This window comes from Streptomyces sp. BK79 (assembly GCF_044142145.1).
Lineage (GTDB): Bacteria > Actinomycetota > Actinomycetes > Streptomycetales > Streptomycetaceae > Streptomyces.
This window is the reverse complement of the sequence record NZ_JBHVOC010000004.1, coordinates 263,340-278,622: the sequence shown is the minus strand read 5'-3', so window position 1 is coordinate 278,622 and position 15,283 is coordinate 263,340. Positions and strand designations below refer to the sequence as shown.

The 15,283-nt window shown below is 73.1% G+C and carries 16 protein-coding genes and 1 tRNA gene; 7 read left to right on the top strand and 10 right to left on the bottom strand.

Annotated elements, in window-relative coordinates; genetic code table 11:
• Positions 1-126 precede the first annotated feature (126 nt).
• Positions 127-765, top strand: a complete 639-nt coding sequence (locus ACFIF2_RS06865) for a DedA family protein (RefSeq protein WP_395571597.1) — start codon at positions 127-129, stop codon at positions 763-765.
• A 137-nt stretch (positions 766-902) separates the two neighbouring features.
• Here the strand turns inward: ACFIF2_RS06865 and ACFIF2_RS06860 are convergent, their stop codons facing one another.
• Together ACFIF2_RS06860 and ACFIF2_RS06855 are read right to left on the bottom strand one after the other, a co-directional pair.
• The gene (locus tag ACFIF2_RS06860) at positions 903-1,136 is read right to left on the bottom strand and encodes a DUF2277 domain-containing protein (protein ID WP_395571596.1); all 234 of its coding nucleotides are present in this window, start codon (positions 1,134-1,136) and stop codon (positions 903-905) included.
• Positions 1,137-1,140: 4 nt separating this feature from the next.
• Entirely contained in the window at positions 1,141-1,674 is a 534-nt protein-coding gene (locus tag ACFIF2_RS06855; protein ID WP_395571595.1) for a GNAT family N-acetyltransferase, read from the bottom strand.
• 116 nt (positions 1,675-1,790) lie between these two features.
• On the opposite strand from ACFIF2_RS06855, the gene ACFIF2_RS06850 reads away from it, so the two are divergent.
• Complete coding sequence (locus ACFIF2_RS06850) at positions 1,791-2,147, top strand: hypothetical protein (protein WP_395571594.1); 357 nt, start codon at positions 1,791-1,793, stop codon at positions 2,145-2,147.
• 34 nt (positions 2,148-2,181) lie between these two features.
• Here ACFIF2_RS06850 and ACFIF2_RS06845 read toward each other — a convergent pair whose 3' ends face one another.
• From ACFIF2_RS06845 to ACFIF2_RS06835, 3 genes are all read right to left on the bottom strand, one after another.
• Complete coding sequence (locus ACFIF2_RS06845; protein ID WP_395571593.1) at positions 2,182-2,847, bottom strand: DUF305 domain-containing protein; 666 nt, start codon at positions 2,845-2,847, stop codon at positions 2,182-2,184.
• An 83-nt stretch (positions 2,848-2,930) separates the two neighbouring features.
• Positions 2,931-3,419: a DUF6153 family protein gene (locus tag ACFIF2_RS06840; protein WP_395571592.1), complete on the bottom strand. Its 489-nt coding sequence runs from the start codon at positions 3,417-3,419 to the stop codon at positions 2,931-2,933.
• A 96-nt stretch (positions 3,420-3,515) separates the two neighbouring features.
• Positions 3,516-3,590, bottom strand: a tRNA-Val gene (locus ACFIF2_RS06835).
• Positions 3,591-3,808: 218 nt separating this feature from the next.
• Between ACFIF2_RS06835 and ACFIF2_RS06830 the strand changes: the two genes are divergently transcribed.
• The 4 genes from ACFIF2_RS06830 to ACFIF2_RS06815 all read left to right on the top strand — a co-directional run bounded on the left by ACFIF2_RS06830 (position 3,809) and on the right by ACFIF2_RS06815 (position 7,471).
• Positions 3,809-4,579 carry a DUF4097 family beta strand repeat-containing protein gene (locus ACFIF2_RS06830; RefSeq protein ID WP_395571591.1) on the top strand — a complete coding sequence of 257 codons (771 nt, stop codon included), beginning with the start codon at positions 3,809-3,811 and terminating at the stop codon, positions 4,577-4,579.
• A 71-nt stretch (positions 4,580-4,650) separates the two neighbouring features.
• Positions 4,651-6,120, top strand: a complete 1,470-nt coding sequence (locus ACFIF2_RS06825; RefSeq protein ID WP_395571590.1) for a hypothetical protein — start codon at positions 4,651-4,653, stop codon at positions 6,118-6,120.
• Positions 6,121-6,207: 87 nt separating this feature from the next.
• Positions 6,208-6,432: a zinc ribbon domain-containing protein gene (locus ACFIF2_RS06820; RefSeq protein WP_395571589.1), complete on the top strand. Its 225-nt coding sequence runs from the start codon at positions 6,208-6,210 to the stop codon at positions 6,430-6,432.
• Between the two features lie 205 nt (positions 6,433-6,637).
• Entirely contained in the window at positions 6,638-7,471 is an 834-nt protein-coding gene (locus tag ACFIF2_RS06815; protein ID WP_395571588.1) for a DedA family protein, read from the top strand.
• Here ACFIF2_RS06815 and ACFIF2_RS06810 read toward each other — a convergent pair.
• From ACFIF2_RS06810 to ACFIF2_RS06800, 3 genes are all read right to left on the bottom strand, one after another.
• On the bottom strand, positions 7,389-8,201 hold the full coding sequence (locus ACFIF2_RS06810) for an HAD family hydrolase (protein ID WP_395571587.1): 813 nt from the start codon (positions 8,199-8,201) through the stop codon (positions 7,389-7,391). The two genes, ACFIF2_RS06815 and ACFIF2_RS06810, sit on opposite strands and share 83 nt — an antisense overlap.
• Positions 8,201-10,720: a phosphoribosyltransferase gene (locus tag ACFIF2_RS06805; protein WP_395571586.1), complete on the bottom strand. Its 2,520-nt coding sequence runs from the start codon at positions 10,718-10,720 to the stop codon at positions 8,201-8,203. Before ACFIF2_RS06805 ends, ACFIF2_RS06810 begins: the two co-directional genes overlap by 1 nt.
• Positions 10,721-10,852: 132 nt before the next feature.
• Positions 10,853-12,019: an HpcH/HpaI aldolase/citrate lyase family protein gene (locus tag ACFIF2_RS06800; RefSeq protein ID WP_395571585.1), complete on the bottom strand. Its 1,167-nt coding sequence runs from the start codon at positions 12,017-12,019 to the stop codon at positions 10,853-10,855.
• A gap of 209 nt (positions 12,020-12,228) precedes the next feature.
• Here ACFIF2_RS06800 and ACFIF2_RS06795 point away from each other — a divergent pair, with 209 nt between their 5' ends.
• A complete protein-coding gene (locus tag ACFIF2_RS06795) occupies positions 12,229-13,161 on the top strand; it encodes a TerD family protein (RefSeq protein ID WP_395571584.1) in 933 nt (310 codons plus the stop codon).
• A 27-nt stretch (positions 13,162-13,188) separates the two neighbouring features.
• Here the strand turns inward: ACFIF2_RS06795 and ACFIF2_RS06790 are convergent, their stop codons facing one another.
• Both ACFIF2_RS06790 and ACFIF2_RS06785 read right to left on the bottom strand, forming a co-directional pair.
• The gene (locus ACFIF2_RS06790; protein ID WP_395571583.1) at positions 13,189-13,926 is read right to left on the bottom strand and encodes a Tellurium resistance; all 738 of its coding nucleotides are present in this window, start codon (positions 13,924-13,926) and stop codon (positions 13,189-13,191) included.
• A gap of 193 nt (positions 13,927-14,119) precedes the next feature.
• Positions 14,120-15,262 carry a DUF475 domain-containing protein gene (locus ACFIF2_RS06785; RefSeq protein ID WP_395571582.1) on the bottom strand — a complete coding sequence of 381 codons (1,143 nt, stop codon included), beginning with the start codon at positions 15,260-15,262 and terminating at the stop codon, positions 14,120-14,122.
• Between the last annotated feature and the right edge of the window lie 21 nt (positions 15,263-15,283).

Genomic DNA, 15,283 nt, shown 5'->3' with positions numbered 1-15,283 from the left:
ACACGAGCCCCCTGTGAATCCTCTGTCACACCCTCGGCGTACGCTGTATGGCTGTCATCGGCCGCTCCTGCCGTCCCCGCGTCTCGCGGCAAGGCCCGGCCCACGGGGGAGTAACGGGGAGTTGTGGTGGTCGACGGTCTCGGGAGTATCGGTTCGCTGGTCAACAGCCCATGGATCTATGTGCTGGTGGCCGTCTCGGTGCTCCTCGACATCTTTCTCCCGGTGCTGCCGAGCGGGGTCCTGGTGATCACGGCGGCCACGGCGGCGGCAGCGGGGTCGGGGGCCGCGGCCGCCGGCCACGTTCCGCAGGACGTACCCGACCTCCTGGTCCTGACGCTGTGCGCCGCGACCGCCTCGGTCCTCGGCGACCTGGCGGTCTACCGCCTGGCCTGGCGCGGCGGACCGCGTCTGGACCGCGCGATCGCCCGTTCCCGTCGCCTGACCAGCGCGCAGGAACGTCTCGGCGGCGCCCTCGCCCGTGGGGGTGGCGCCCTCGTCGTGCTGGCCCGGTTCGCCCCGGCCGGGCGCTCGGTCGTCTCCCTCGTCGCCGGGGCCGCCCACCGCCGGGTCCGCGAGTTCCTCCCCTGGTCGGTCATCGCCGGCCTGGCCTGGGCCGCGTACAGCGTGGCCCTCGGCTACTTCGGCGGCCAGTGGCTGGGCGCGACGTGGCTGGGGGCGGCGGTGTCGCTGGTGGCCCTGTTCGGCGCGGGCGCACTGGCGGCGTACCTGATGCGCCGCCGCCCCCGGCCGACGGAAGCCTCGTAGCCCGCGAGCCCGTCGACAGGCGTCCCATGAACCGGTGGCGGGCGCGGGACCGGGCGGTGGCGTGCGAGGGGCGTACGAGGGCCGGGGGCGCACCCCGGACCGGGTCTCACCCCGCCGGTGTCACGACGCTCCCGGTGTCACGACGCCCGCCGCGCTCCGGCGCCTCCCCGTACCTCCAGGTCGGCCAGGAGCGTGGCCGTCGCCTCGGTGACGGCGTCCACGGCGCGGTCGAAGACCTCCCGGTTGTGCGCGGCCGGCGCGCGGAACCCGGAGACCTTGCGCACGTACTGGAGGGCGGCGGCTCTGATCTCGTCCTCCGTGGCCTCCTCGGCCAGCACGGGCGGACGGAGCGTCTTGATGCTGCGGCACATGACGTCAGTCTCCTCTCTCCAGGTCCACCCGCCAGTCGTTCGACCGGATCCAGTGGCCCTTCGGATACTCGAAGTCGGCCTGCCCGAGCAGGACGAACCCGGCCCTGCGGCAGACCGCGTTGGACGCGGCGTGGCCGACGCTCGGGAACGCGTGCAGATACCGGTGGGTGCCGGCCGCCCGGGCCTCCCGGACCACGGCACGGGCGGCGTCCGACGCCAGCCCCCGCCCCTGGAACCGCGGCAGCACCGCCCACCCGGTCTCCCAGACCTCCGCGCCCCGCCAACCCCGCTGCCAGTACCCGATCGAGCCGACGGTCTCGCCACCCTCCGCCAGCACCACCCGGTACATCCGGCCCGGCGCCAATCCCCCGTACCTCCGGTGCCGGGCCGCGAGCTGCTCCTCGGTCTCGGGGCCGCCCAGGTGGGCGGTCATCTCCGGGCTGTTGGTCTCGCGCAGCAGCCACAGGTCCCCGTCCGCCCAGGGGACCAGGCGCACCCGCCCGCCGCTTCGACCGCCCCGTCCGTCCACGCCGTCCATGTCCTTCACGGTAGGGCAGGGGTCTGACAGTCGGCCCCCGCCGCACGCCTCACCCTTCCGCGTGAACCACGCAAGGGAACGCGCGCCTCGAAATCGAACAGGCGTATCATTGTGATGTGGCTACGACCTACGATTTCCCCAGTGATCTCCTCGCCGGTCAGGAGGAACTGCACCAGGTCCGGGCCGAGCTGTCGGCCCTGCTGAAGAGGCTTCCCTGGTCGGTCGAGCCGCTCGACGGCTTCAGTGACGACCACGGCTGGCGCAAGGTCGAGCGCCCGGCCTCCCCCGGCTGGTCGGCGGACGAACAGGCCGAGGTGGAGAAGCTCCGGCAGCGCGAGCGCGAGCTGGCCGTGTTCGTCAGCACGCATCGCTACTGGACGGAGATCACCGGCCCCGACCAGGTCACCGCCCGCTCCGCCCTGAAACACGCCCACGAGCCCCCGGCCCCGCAGGCCCCGCCCGAGGACGCCTGAGGGGCGTCGCCCGGGCGGGGACCCGCCGGGTGGGTCAGTCCTCGCCGAGGAGCTCCTTCATCTCGGTGATCTCGGCGTTCTGCGCGGTGACGACGGCGTCGGCCAGGGCCTTGGCGGGTGCGTACCGGCCCTTCGCCTTCTCGGCCTCGGCCATCTCGACGGCGCCCTCGTGATGCTCGACCATCATGGTCAGGAACATCGTGTCGAACGCCTCGCCGGAGGCCCGCTCCAGCTTCGCCATGTCCTGGCCGTCCATCATCCCGGGCATGCCGGAATGCGCCGAGTGATGCGTGCCGGGCATCGACTCGGGCACCTCCTCGCCCCAGGTCTTCAGCCAGCCCGTCATGGTGGTGATCTCCGGCTCCTGCGCCTTCTCGATGCGCGCGGCGAGGTCCTCGACCCCGGCCGACGCGGACCGGCCCTCGGCCAGCCGCGCCATCTCCAGCGCCTGCCGGTGGTGCGGGATCATGCCCTGCGCGAAGGCGACGTCCTGCGCGTTGTGCGCCCCCGGGTCCGACTCCGGGTCGGCCTCCCGGCCCGGCTCCCGGCCCGCTTCCGCGCTCGCGGACGCCGAGCCGTGCGGGCCCTCGTGACCGCTGCCGCCGTCGCCGTCACCGCCGCAGGCGGCGAGAACGAGTGCGGCGCCGGCCGACACCGCCACCAGGACGGTACGGCGCGTCAGGGTACGGATGCTGCTCATGCGTGAACTCCTGCTGTGAGAGGGGTGATCGACATGCCGGTGCACCGCGTCGCGCCCGGGCGGCGCGGTGCGGGAGGCGGCGTCTATATCCGCAGGAGCTGGAGTTCGGCGAGGGAGGGCGGCGCCCGCCCGCCGCCCGACGCGTCGGCCGCGTACGCGCGTACGACCGCGTCGCACGCGGCGGTGGGCACCGGGTCGGGTACGGGCGCGGGCAGCACCGGCCCGTCGCTCACCGCGCCGGACGCGCACATCGCGTCGGCGTGCCGGAGGTGCCCGCCACCGCAGGAACCGTCGCCCTGCCCGCACCCGGCGTGCGCCGCCCCGGCCGTCACCGGCACAGAGGGCACGGAGAGCACGGAGGGCGAGGAGGGCGAGGAGGGAGACCGCGCGGCCCCCGGGTCCGGGTGCCCGGCGGAGTGGTGCCCGGAGTGGTGCCCGGAGCGGTGCTCCCCGAGGCCCCCGCCGGGTGCCAGCCCGTGCATGCCGAGCAGCCCGGCCAGCAGCCCGAGCAGACACACGGCCCGGCACCACCGCACGGGCGGCCGCCGGACGTGCTGCTCGGGATCTGTCACGGACCTCATCCTAGGAAGGCCCCGGGCGAGCGCACGCGAGAGGCCCCCGGAAGGATTCCGGGGGCCTCTCGCACCGGCGACACCGGCGCCGGGTCCTGGTGGGCGCGGACGGTTTCGAACCGCCGACATCCTGCTTGTAAGGCAGGCGCTCTACCCCTGAGCTACGCACCCGGGACGAGTGGACAGCCTACATGGCCCGGAGCGCCGCCCGGCAAAACGGGACCCCGGTCCGCCGTACGGGGGTTAACCCCACCCCGGATCCGGGAGCGGCCCGGATCCCCGCGCGGGGCCGCGCTCCGTACGGTCGAAGAGCCTCGACGAGAAGGGCCCCGCACACCGCGAGGGCCTCCGCCGCGGCACCGCGTCGTCCGTCCCAGGGGGAGATCGTCATGGCCGCCCGTACCGTTCCCGCTCGCGCGTTCGCCGTCGCCGGCGCCGTCGCCCTCCTCGTCACGGGACTGGGCGCGTGCGCCTCGGCCGACGACGACAACGATCCCGAGCACCGGTCCTTCGCCCTGAAGGGCAGCACGCTCACCGTCGACTCGGACGACTCCGCCCTGGAGATCGTCGCCTCCGACGACCACGCGTCCGGGAAGATCGAGGTCACCCGGTGGTTCTCCGGGTCGGTCGCCGTCGGCTCGGACCCCGAGGTGACCTGGACGATGGACGGCGACCGGCTGGTGCTGCGGATGCACTGCTCCGGTGTGGTCGCCGACTGCGCGGCCAGGCACCGCGTCGAGGTGCCGCGGGGCATCGCCGTCAAGGCGGAGACCGACGACGGCAGCGTGCGGGCGCGGGGCTTCAGGGACGCGCTGGAGGTGCGTACGGCGGACGGGTCCGTGCGCGTCAGCGACTCCACCGGGCCGCTGGAACTGCACAGCGACGACGGGTCCCTGCGCGCGGACGTCTCCTCCCGCCGGGTGAACGCGTCCACCAAGGACGGCTCGGTCCGGCTCGGACTCGGGGTCGTCCCCGACCGGGTGGAGACCCGCAGCGACGACGGTTCCGTGACCGTCTCCCTGCCCCGGGCCACGTACAAGGTGTCCGCCGACAGCGACGACGGATCGGTCGACGTGTCCGTGCCGCACGACGACACCAGCGCCCACGTGGTGAACGCCCGGACCCAGGACGGGAAAGTCACGGTCCGAACCGCGAACTGACCGGCCCGTGTGTTCGTCCCTAACGGGTGGGAGAATGAACCCGGGCAGGACGGACGACACGGGAGAGGGATGTGACGGCGACACCATCGCAGCCGGACTCGCCGATGGTGCCGCGCGCGCCGCGCCTGCCGCACCACTCCCACCCACGCCGTACACCCGGCCGGCCACGCCGTACGCCTGACCACCCACGCCGTGCGCGCGCCCGCACACGCCGTACGCCCGGCGCCGTGCGTGACGTGCTCACCCTCGTGGGCCTGCCGCTCCTCGCGGTGCTCGCGCTGCCCGCCGCGTTCGCCCAGGGCGGCACCCGGCGCTGGTTCGGCGGGCGGGCCGAGAGCCAGCGGGCCGAGGCGCAGGCCGCGAAGGACGACGCGGCGGCCGCCTTCTACGAGCTGGACACCGCGCAGCGGGACCTGCGGATCTCGATAGAGACGATCGCGGCCGTCGACGCCTCCCCCGCCGCGCGGCGCGCGGTGACCGACTTCGAGGCGCTGGGCCGGCGCATCGACGAGGTGAGCCACCAGTACATCGACGCCGTCGACGCCCACGACCTGGACCGGGACGACCTGGAGGCGTCGGCCGCCGCCCGCGCCCGTACCGAACTGACCGCCGCCAAGACCGAGCTGGGCCGGGTCAAGCAGGAGCTGGACCGGTTCGCCGAAGGGCTCGGCCCCCTGCTCGGCAAGGCCGAGACCCAGCTGGCCCGGCTGGCCCCCGCCGTGGAACGCGCCCGGCAGACCCTGCTCGCCGCCTCCAACGCCCTGGACGCCGCCCGGGAGTCCGGCCTGGTCGCGGACGACCTCGCGGCCCGGCTCGCCGCCCTCGGCCCGGAACTGACCCGGCTGAACCAGGGCGCCGGGCAGCACGGCGTGCCCCAGACCCTGGAGCGGGCCGAGCGGGTCACCAGGGAGGCCGGTGCCGTCCGCGCCGAGGCCGAGCGGCTGCCCGAGCGCGCCGCCGAGATCGACCGGCGGCTGGTCTCCCTGCGCACCCGCGCCCAGGCCCTGACCACCCGCACCGCGCAGGTCGAGCCGGTGCTGAGCGAGCTGCGGCGCAGGTTCACCGCCGCCTGCTGGCAGGACCTCCAGCACGTCCCGGACCAGGCCGCCGAGTCCGTCCGGCAGGCCGAGGGGAAGCTGGCCGAGGCCCGGGCCGCCCGCGACGCCCAGCGCTGGCCGGACGCCACCGCCCTGCTGTCGACGGTACGGGCGCTGCTGAACGCGACCGACGAGGCCGTCTCGGCCGCGGGCGACCGGCTGCGGCAGCTGAACGCCGTGCAGAAGGACCCCGAGCAGGAGATCGAGCGCACCCGCTTCGCCATCCGTGACGCCCAGCGCCTGGCCATGGCGGGCCGCAACACCCCCGACCCCGCGCACGCGCGTCCGCTGGACGACGCCGTGGCCCGGCTGGAGCGGGCGATCACCACGCTGGAGGGCCGGCACCCCGACTACTGGCACTTCCTGACCGAGACGGAAGCGGTCCGGCAGACGGTGGCCGGCGTCGTCGGCCGGATCCGCGAGGAGCGCGGCGCCGGGCACTGAGCACGGTGAGGACCGCGCGGCGAGGACCGTGCGACGAGTACCGCACAGCGCCGTACGGCTGTCGGCCGGTCCGGTTAACCTGTGCCCATGCCTCGCTACGAGTACCGCTGCCGGACCTGCGGCGACACCTTCGAACTGAGCCGTCCCATGGCCGAGTCCTCCGCTCCCGCCGCCTGCCCGGCGGGCCACGACGACACGGTGAAGCTGCTGTCCACGGTCGCGGTCGGCGGCTCCGCCTCCGCGTCCCCGGCCGCCCCGGCGCCGTCGCCGGGTGGCGGGGGCGGCTGCTGCGGCGGAGGCTGCTGCGGCTGACCCCGCATAGTGTCCGCGCGGTGAGGGAACCCGACGTACCCGAAGCGGGAGCCACCGAGGACAACGAACCGGGGTCGTGTATGCCGTCCAGCAGGAGCCAGCCGTACGCTTTCCGGGGTTCCGCGCCCGGGGCCGGTCGCGGCCGGCGGTCGCGCCACGGGTTTCCTCAGGCTCCCTTCAGCCACGGTTCCCTAGCGTGGTCGTCATGACAGCCATCGCAGCGCAGGCGGCCGCGGACAGCGGTGCGGCACCGCAGTGGATCAACGACCTCATGGACTCGCTCGGCGCGCCCGGCGCGGGCCTCGCCATCGCGCTGGAGAACCTCTTCCCGCCCCTGCCGAGCGAGGTCATCCTGCCGCTCGCCGGGTTCGCGGCGAGTTCCGGCCGGATGAACCTGATCGCCGTCCTGCTGTGGACGACGGCCGGTTCGGTGATCGGCGCGCTCGCCCTGTACGGGGTCGGCGCCCTGCTCGGCCGGGACCGCACGGTGGCGATCGCCGGCAAGCTGCCGCTGGTGAAGGTGTCCGACATCGAGAAGACGGAGGCCTGGTTCCTGAAGCACGGGACGAAGGCGGTGTTCTTCGGCCGCATGATCCCGATCTTCCGCAGCCTGATCTCCGTGCCGGCGGGCGTCGAGCGGATGCCGCTGCCCGTCTTCCTCGCCCTGACCACGCTCGGCAGCGCCATCTGGAACACCGTGTTCGTCCTCGCGGGCTACGCCCTCGGGGACAACTGGTCCACGGTGTCGGGCATCGCCTCCACGTACTCGAAGGTGATCCTCGCGATCGCCGCCCTGGCGCTGCTGGTGTTCATCGTCATGCGGCTGCTGCGGCCGGGCGGCGGGAACCGCAGGCGGGGCGGCCGGGGGCGCGGCCAGGGCGCCGGGCGGCCGTCGGCCGGTGACGACGACGGCCGTCAGGACCCCGGGAGCGGCTCCCAGGGCCCTGACGGCGAGGTCAGCGAGCCGGGGCCGACGCGTTCAGGAACTCCCTCAGGATCCGCTCCCCGGCCAGCACGCCGCGCTCGGGCAAGGCGCTGATCGCCGGAGCCGTCCAGTCGGAGTCGGCCAGCTCGCCGTGGCCGGGGCGCCATCCCCGGTCGGCGGCGAGCAGCAGGTCGGCGTCGAGGAGGGAGTCGCCGGCGGCGAGGATGAGTTCGGCGCCGGTGCGGCGGGCGACCTCCCGTACGGCCGCGCTCTTGGTGAGCGGCTTGGGCACGGCGTAGATCTTGCGGCCCTGGAGGGACACGGTCCAGCCCCGGTTCTCGGCCCACACGGCGAGTTCCTTCACCCATTCCTCGGGCAGCAGCGCGCGCTCGACGACGAGGTAGGCGAAGAGGTCCTCGGCGACCCGGTGCTTGCGCACCCACACGGGGTCGGAGGTGTTCATCAGGTGCTCGCGGACCTCGGCCAGCGAGGCGCACTCGTCGGCCAGCCGCGCGGTCACCCGGGCGTGCCAGCCGGGGTCCGAGACGCCGTCCACCAGCAGATGCCCGCCGTTGGCGCAGATCGCGTACTTCGCGGGCGGGCCGGGGAGGTTGATGCGCTGGTACTGCTTGCGGGTCCGGGTCGTGGTCGGCACGAAGACCGCCGCGTCACCGAGGTCGGTCAGCAGCCGGGCCGCCGTCTCGGTCATGTAGGACAGGGGCTTGCTCTCGTAGACCTCCACGCACAGCAGCCGGGGTGCCCGGAGGTCGGGCATGGTCAGGCCGAGCGCGGCGGCGGAGTAGATGAGCGTGCGGTCGAGGTCGCTCGCGACGAGTACCGGCATCAGAGCGCCACCGCCCTGCCGTCGGCGCCGGTCGCGCCCCGCGTGTACTGGGGGTGGATGAGCCCGACGCAGGTGTAGGGCAGGCCGTCGACCTCCTCCACGGGTACGCCCCGCTGCTCGGCCAGCAGGCGCACGTGGTCCAGGTCGGCGCCGGCGCCGGCCCGGGCCAGCACCTTCCACGGGACGCGGCGCAGCATCACGCGGGTGGTCTCGCCGACGCCGGGCTTGACGAGGTTCACGTCGTGGATGCCGTACTCCTCGCTGATGCGCTCGACGGCGGCCCAGCCCTCCCAGGTGGGGGCGCGGTCGGCGGCCAGGAGGTCCTTGGCGTGGGCGTCGGCCGCCTCAGCGACCTCCGGAAAGCGCGCCGAGACGGCGTCGAGGAAGGCGAGCGACAGGTCGGCGCCGGCGAGTTCGCGGTAGAACTTCGCGCCGTGGAAGTCGTGCGGGCCGACCAGGTCGGCGCGGAGCACGGTGCGGGAGATCAGGCCGGAGACGGTGGAGTTGAGGCAGGCGGAGGGGATGAGGAAGTCGTCGCGGGTGCCGTAGGTGCGGACGCAGGAGCCGGGGTCGGCCAGCACGGCGATCTCCGGGTCGAAGCCGGTGACGCCGTCGGTGGCCTCGAAGTCGGCGAGGGCGGCGGCGAGTTCGCGGGTGATGGCGCCCTTGCCGGTCCAGCCGTCGACGAAGACGACGTCGGCGGGGTCGTGGTGCTCGGCGAGCCAGCGCAGCGCGTTGGCGTCGATGCCGCGGCCCCGGACGATCGACACGGCGTAGTGGGGCAGGTCGAGGCCGTGACGGAACCGCGCCCAGCGGCGCATCAGGATGCCGACGGGGGTGCCCGCGCGGGCGAGGGACACCAGCACGGGGCGGGGTGAGCGCTCCGTGAGCACGATCTCCGTGACGGCGCCGACGGCGCGGGCGAGCCGGGCCGCGGAGGTCTCCAGCGCCGCGTGGAACAGCTCCTGGTACTGCTCGCTGGGCTGGTACTCCACGGGCAGCGACTCCGCGTAGTGGGCGCCGCCGCTCTGGATGGCCTCCTCGCGCTCCTCGGTCGGCGCCTCCAGCGTCACGTCCGACAGGTCCTGGAGCAGCCAGCCGACCTCGTCGGGCGCGTACGAGGAGAAGTCGGGGCCGCGCAGGGGGTCGGGCAGCATGGAGGGCCTTTCGGAGGCGTACGGGGCATGCGGGGCTTGCGGGGCGTACGGTCCCCGCGTGGCCCGGGGGTCCCCCGGGACGTACGACGGGACGACCGCGAGCAGGACGTGCGGGACGTGGGCGGCGAGCCGGGCCAGCAGTCCGCCGGGCGCGTGCAGCGCGGGAGTGTCGGCGGCCGAGTCGACGACGGCGACGACGGCGTCGAAGCCGGCGCCCGCGACGTTGTAGGCGTAGCGCTCGCCGGGGCCGTCGGCCGGGTCGTCGTGCGCCGGGAAGACCAGGCGGGTGCGTATCGCGTAGCCGGGGTCGTCGACCGCGAGGACGGGAGAGCGGGTGGTCGTGGAGTAGCGCACGTCGGCGCCGGTGGTCGTCTCCAGGGCGTGGGCCAGGCGCAGCGGGGCGTACATCAGCTCCTCGAAGCCGAGGACGAGGACGCGGCGGGCGCCGGCGGGCAGCGCGTCGGCGACGCGCCGGGCCATGCCGGGCAGCGCGGCCTCCAGGCGCTCCCGCTGGGCGGCCGTGAACCCGTGCCGTCCGCCGTCCGGCACGCCCACGGGCCAGCGCAGGTCCACGCGCGCGACGGAGCCGGCGGAGGTGGCCGGGCGGGCCCGGTCGGGCTCGGCGGCGGGCGTCTCGTGGCGGGCGACCAGTTCCTGCCCCTTCTCCAGGACGCCGTCCGGCAGCCGGACCGTGCCCGAGGCGGCCGTCACCAGGTCGACGCGGGCGCCGATCTCCCGGGCGAAGTCCTCCAGCCGGCCCGCGTCGGCGGGCGAGCGCATGTCGACGAGGGCCACCACCACGTACCGCGTGCGGGGGTAGCGCTCGTGCAGGGCCCGGATCGTGTTGAGGACCGTGTTGCCCGTGGAGAACTCGTCGTCGACGAGGACCAGCGGCCCGTCGCCGGCCAGCAGCGCCGGGTCCTCGGGCAGCAGCAGGTGGGAGGTCGCGTGGGAGTGGGACTCCTCGAAGCCGCCCGCCCGGGCGACGCCGGTGACCGGGCGGCGGGTGGAGTGCAGGTACGGGGCGGGGCCCAGGCCGTCGGCGACCGAGTGGCCAAGGCCGGTGGCGGTCTCCGCGTAGCCGAGGACGACCGCGCGCTCGGCGTCCTGAGCCCCCAGCAGGTCGCGGACGCGGCGGCCGAGGGCCACACCGTGGCCGTACACGACGGCGGGCGACTGGGGGACGTGCTTGCCGAGCACGTTGGAGACCAGCAGGTGCGCCCGCTTGGGGTTGCGGCGCAGGGCGAGTCCCAGCAGGCCGGGCAGGCTGTCGTCGCCCGCCAGTTCGACGCCGAGCCGCTCGGCGACCCAGCTGCCGGACCAGACTCCGGCGCTCCCGTCGGCGCGCGCCCTCTCGGTCATGTACTCGTGCCTCCCGTGGTCCACCGCTTCGTGGGGCCTTGCGTCGGTCATTGGTTCCTTGCGTTCCGTCGGACAGGGCGTCGGGCCGGACACGGCGTCCGGCCGGACAGGGCGTTCAGTCGGACAGGGCGTTCAGTCGGACAGGCCGGCCGCGAGCAGTTCCACGAAGCCGATGTCCTCGTTCGCCACCCCGAAGACCTCCGCGCGCAGCAGGGTGCGCTCGGCCCAGGCGCGGTGGGGTTTCACCTCGTTCATCTTGTTCGTATAGGCGGACCGCAGTACACCCCCGCCGCCGCGTTCCGGCCGCAGGATGTCCTGGGCGTCGCTGAACTCCTCGTGACTGACCACGGACAGCGCGTGCACGGGGAGGACGTGGGACGGGTGGATGCAGGTCTTGCCCAGCAGGCCGTTGGCCCGGTCCAGGGAGATCTCCCGCAGCAGGCCGTCCATCGAGTGCTCGATCAGCTTCTGGCGCAGCTCCACGGCCTGCACCTCCAGGAAGGGGCTCTGCCGCAGTTGCGGTTTGAACATCCTCTCCTGGACGCGGAAGTACTCCCACACCGGCCCGGTCACCGTGAATCCGGTGCCGTCGGCGCGGGCGAGCATGTTCACCACGTCGGCGATGACGGACGCGACGATCTGGACGTCGTACGCCGTCATGTCGGGGCCCCTGCGCAGCCCGTAGGAGGAGCAGAAGTCGGTCACGCCGAGCCGCAGCGCGAGCACGCGGTCGCGGTACTTGTCGACGGCGCGGAAGATGCCCTCCAGCGTCTGCACGCGGGACTCCCGGTAGAGCAGGTCGGGCGACTCCAGGACGGGCATGGCGAAGAGTCTGCGGCCGCTCGCGGCCTCGGCGGCGGCGAGCGCCTCCAGGAAGGGCACGCCGCGCGTCTCGGTGAACTTGGGCAGCACGAATCCGGACAGCAGCCGCACGGCGGGGCCGAGACGGCGCACCAGGTCGGGTATCTGGCCGGGGGTGCGGACGCGGACGAACAGCAGGGGAACGTCCACGTCGGAACGTTTCTCCAGGTCCGTGAGCCGGCGGACGAGGTTCTCCTCGCCGAGCGGTACGTCGGCGTCGTCGATCGAGTCCTCCAGGCACAGCACCATGGAGACCACGCCCCGGGCGCCCTGCTTGAGGATGTCCTCGTCGAGCCTGGGCCGGGTGGCCGGGCTGTAGAGGGTGGCGCCCAGGGCGGCGGACAGCAGCCGCGCCGAGGAGTCCGCCGTGAACGTGCACGGCTCCTGGTGGAAAAGACGCTTCCGCACGTCAGGGGCAATCTGTCCGAAATGACGCATCAAAACTCCCCCGTGGTGTCTGGGCGACCTGCGAACTGTCCGAGGTGGCCGGTAATAGTACGTACGCATTCATGTCGGAGGTTCCCACCGGGCATGAATTCCAGGTAACCCGGCCGTGTCGGCGGCGGCGACCCGAGGTGAGGGAATCCGACCCGGGGACCCCGCCCCCCGCGTTGTCGTGACCAGGACCGAGAGGGCAGGATGACGGCATGACGCACGCGATGCTGAAGGGGTCGAACGTCCCGCTGCGAGCCACCACGGTACGCGCCGTGCTGCGCTGGACACCCGGGCAGGGGGTCCCGGACGTCGACGCCTCCGCACTGCTGCTGGGGCCCGACGACCGCGTGCGTTCCGACGAGGACTTCGTCTTCTACAACCAGCCGCGGCATCCGTCGGGCCAGGTCTGGCGGCTCGGCAAGAAGCGGGTCGCCGAGGCGCTGACCGACACGATCCAGACAGACCTGTCCGGGGTCGAGGCATCGGTGGGCCGCATCCTGCTGATCGCCTCGGCGGACGGCGTCCCGTTCGACCGGGTCCGGTCGCTGCGCATCCTGCTGCACGACGCCGCGGCCCCCGACGCGGAACCGCTTGCTTCCTTCGACGTCAAGCCGGAGACGGGCCAGGAGACGGCGCTGATCTGCGGCGAGCTGTACCGGCGCGGGGAGGGCTGGAAGTTCCGGGCGCTGGGCGAGGGCTACTCGAACGGGCTCAAGGGCCTGGCGACCGACTTCGGCATCTCCGTGGACGAGTCCGAGGGCGCGGACGACCGGGTGCCGGCCCCCCGCCCGGACGCATCGGTCACGCCCGTCCCGTCCACGCCCGCCCCGCCGGCGGCCGGCCCGGACGAGCCGACGACCGTCCAGCCCCTGCCGGAGGTCTCCCGGCCGCTGCCGCCGGAGCAGCCCACGGCAGTGCCGGCCCAGCCCTCGTACGGCTATCCGCAGCAGCCACCCGCCGCGCAGCCCTCGTACGGCTATCCGCAGCCGGCCGGGCGGCCGCCCGGGTACGGCTATCCGCAGGCGCCCGCGGCCGCCGGCGTGAGCGGCGCGCAGTCCGGCTACGGCTACCCGCCGCCGGTCACCGGCGCGCCCGACCCGGACTTCCGGATGCCGCCGATGGGACCGCAGTTCGTCGGCCGGTAGGCACCACCGCGACGGCACGGCGGGGCCTCAGCGCTCCGCCTTGCTCTTGTGCCCGCGCCCCCACTGCAGCCCCCACCCGTACAGCCGGTCCAGCTCGCCCTGGAAGCCGTACACGAACTTCACCTCGCGGCGGACGAAGATCTCGCCCTTGACGTTCTCGAGCATCACCACGGCACAGGAGCGGGCCTGCGGATGACGCTCGTCGAGGCCTATCTCGATGCGCGGCCCGTTGCTCGGGTAGAGCGTGACGATGGCGTGGGTCCGGTCGAAGGCCGGGGTCTGGTCGTAGATGTAGGCGAAGAGCAGGAGGCGCTTGATGGCGTCCTTGTGGTCGAGGTTGATGTAGATCGTCTCGCCGGAGGCCGAACCGAACCGGTCGTCACCGCTGAGCTTGACGTACGGCGGCGCGTTGACGTCGCCCAGGAAGCCCCCGAGGGGCTGGACGACGCCGCGGGTGCCGTCCTGGAGTTCGTAGAGGCAGCCGAGGTCGAGGTCGACGTTGACCATGCTCTGGCTGTGGCCGACCACCTCGGGGGGCTTGAGCGCCTTGAAGGGGTGTCTGAGCAGGCTCTCGCGCTGCATGCCCATGATGTCCGAGGTCCGCATCCGCCAGGAGAGGTTGACGCGCAGGTTGCCGGTCGCCGCGCCCTGCTTGGTCAGGGAGACCTGGCTGTGCCGCTTGGTCAGCTGGATGGAATTGGTCGCCGCGCTGCCCGAGTCGAACTCGGATTCACGACTGCGCCACAGACCGTCGAAAAAGCCCATTCCCGCCCCCACGTCCACTCGTCCACCGGCCGTCACCACCGGCCGTCACCATCGACCGCGGACCGCCGAACGGGGCGGCCCCGAGGAGTCGTCCTCGTCGGCCGCCCCGCACAGAGCGTTCCTCGCCCGGGCCGTGTTCACACCAGCGGAACAGGCGCACCGGGGTCGAACCCGGCCCGGGAACAGAAGCGTTTCACACCCCGGAGGAGACCTCCGCCTTCTCCTTGCCGCCGCCTTCCCCGGCCGCCGCGAGCCGCTTGTTGCGGCGCACGGAGGACCAGAAGGACGCGCCGATGAGGACGACGCCGATCATGCCGGTGATGAACTCGTTGATCTCGTACTGGATGGTCACCAGGAGGACGGCGGCGAGGGCGCCGATGGCGTAGTGGGCGCCGTGCTCCAGGTAGACGTAGTCGTCGAGGGTGCCCTCGCGGACCAGGTAGACCGTGAGCGAACGGACGTACATGGCGCCGATGCCGAGGCCGAGGGCCATCAGGACGATGTCGTTGGTGATGGCGAAGGCGCCGATGACGCCGTCGAAGGAGAACGACGCGTCCAGGACCTCCAGGTAGAGGAACATGAAGAACGCGGCCTTGCCGGCCAGCTTGACCGCCGACTTGGGCTTGCCGGCCCGCTCGGCCTGCTCCTCGGCCTCGTGCTCCCGCTCCTCCTCTTCCTCGAGCTTGTTCTCGAAGAAGCCGGAGAGACCGCCGACGACCAGGTAGGTGATCAGACCGGCGATACCGGAGAGCAGGACCGTCTCCGCCTTGTCGGCGTGGGTGCCGCCGTGCTGGTGGGCGTGGGCGCCGAAGGTGATCGAGGAGACCAGCAGCACGATCAGGGCGATGCAGACCGACAGCATGTCGACCTTGCCGAGCTTGGCCAGCACCCGCTCCAGCGGAGCGAGCCACTTGATCTCCCGGTCCTCGAAGATGAAGTCGAGGAAGATCATCAGGAGGAACATGCCACCGAAGGCGGCGATCGACGGGTGGGCGTCGGTCACCAGCTCCTGGTAGCGGTCCTTGTCGGTGAGGGCGAGGTCGACGGCCTCGATCGGGCCGAGCGAGGCGCTGACGGCGACGATGACGACCGGGAAGACCAGGCGCATGCCGAAGACGGCGATCAGGATGCCGATGGTGAGGAAGATCTTCTGCCAGAAGGCATTCATCTTCTTCAGGATCCCGGCGTTGACCACCGCGTTGTCGAAGGACAGCGAGATCTCCAGGACGGACAGGATCGCCACGACACCGAAGGCGGCCCACCCCCCGTAGAAGACCGCGGCCACCAGGCCGAGCGCGGTGACCGCGAACGACCACCCGAAGGTTTTCAGAACCACTGGCTACCCAATCGTGTTTGT

Excerpts from the sequence above, each read along its gene's own strand:
- ACFIF2_RS06860 (WP_395571596.1), bottom strand. The coding sequence starts at position 1,136 with ATGTGCCGCAGCATCAAGACGCTCCGTCCGCCCGTGCTGGCCGAGGAG.
- ACFIF2_RS06855 (WP_395571595.1), bottom strand. The coding sequence starts at position 1,674 with ATGGACGGCGTGGACGGACGGGGCGGTCGAAGCGGCGGGCGGGTGCGC.
- ACFIF2_RS06845 (WP_395571593.1), bottom strand. The coding sequence starts at position 2,847 with ATGAGCAGCATCCGTACCCTGACGCGCCGTACCGTCCTGGTGGCGGTG.
- ACFIF2_RS06830 (WP_395571591.1), top strand. The coding sequence starts at position 3,809 with ATGGCCGCCCGTACCGTTCCCGCTCGCGCGTTCGCCGTCGCCGGCGCC.
- ACFIF2_RS06820 (WP_395571589.1), top strand. The coding sequence starts at position 6,208 with ATGCCTCGCTACGAGTACCGCTGCCGGACCTGCGGCGACACCTTCGAA.
- ACFIF2_RS06815 (WP_395571588.1), top strand. The coding sequence starts at position 6,638 with ATGACAGCCATCGCAGCGCAGGCGGCCGCGGACAGCGGTGCGGCACCG.
- ACFIF2_RS06810 (WP_395571587.1), bottom strand. The coding sequence starts at position 8,201 with ATGCCGGTACTCGTCGCGAGCGACCTCGACCGCACGCTCATCTACTCC.
- ACFIF2_RS06805 (WP_395571586.1), bottom strand. The coding sequence starts at position 10,720 with ATGACCGAGAGGGCGCGCGCCGACGGGAGCGCCGGAGTCTGGTCCGGC.
- ACFIF2_RS06800 (WP_395571585.1), bottom strand. The coding sequence starts at position 12,019 with ATGCGTCATTTCGGACAGATTGCCCCTGACGTGCGGAAGCGTCTTTTC.
- ACFIF2_RS06795 (WP_395571584.1), top strand. The coding sequence starts at position 12,229 with ATGACGCACGCGATGCTGAAGGGGTCGAACGTCCCGCTGCGAGCCACC.
- ACFIF2_RS06790 (WP_395571583.1), bottom strand. The coding sequence starts at position 13,926 with ATGGGCTTTTTCGACGGTCTGTGGCGCAGTCGTGAATCCGAGTTCGAC.